The organism is Dyella kyungheensis, from assembly GCF_016905005.1.
GTDB lineage: Bacteria > Pseudomonadota > Gammaproteobacteria > Xanthomonadales > Rhodanobacteraceae > Dyella > Dyella kyungheensis.
Window position 1 is genome coordinate 1 of sequence record NZ_JADIKC010000030.1, and the last position, 281, is coordinate 281.

Below are 281 nucleotides of genomic sequence, written 5' to 3' on the forward strand. Positions count from 1 at the left end.
CGGTCCAGACTCCTACGGGAGGCAGCAGTGGGGAATATTGGACAATGGGCGCAAGCCTGATCCAGCAATGCCGCGTGTGTGAAGAAGGCCTTCGGGTTGTAAAGCACTTTTATCAGGAGCGAAATACTACTGGCTAATAATCGGTGGGGCTGACGGTACCTGAGGAATAAGCACCGGCTAACTTCGTGCCAGCAGCCGCGGTAATACGAAGGGTGCAAGCGTTAATCGGAATTACTGGGCGTAAAGCGTGCGTAGGCGGTGAGTTAAGTCTGTCGTGAAAT

General features: G+C 53.4%; 1 rRNA gene. It reads left to right on the forward strand.

Going from position 1 to position 281, the window contains the following annotated elements:
- Window positions 1–281 (forward strand): 16S ribosomal RNA (locus tag ISP20_RS21465); the annotation flags it as partial.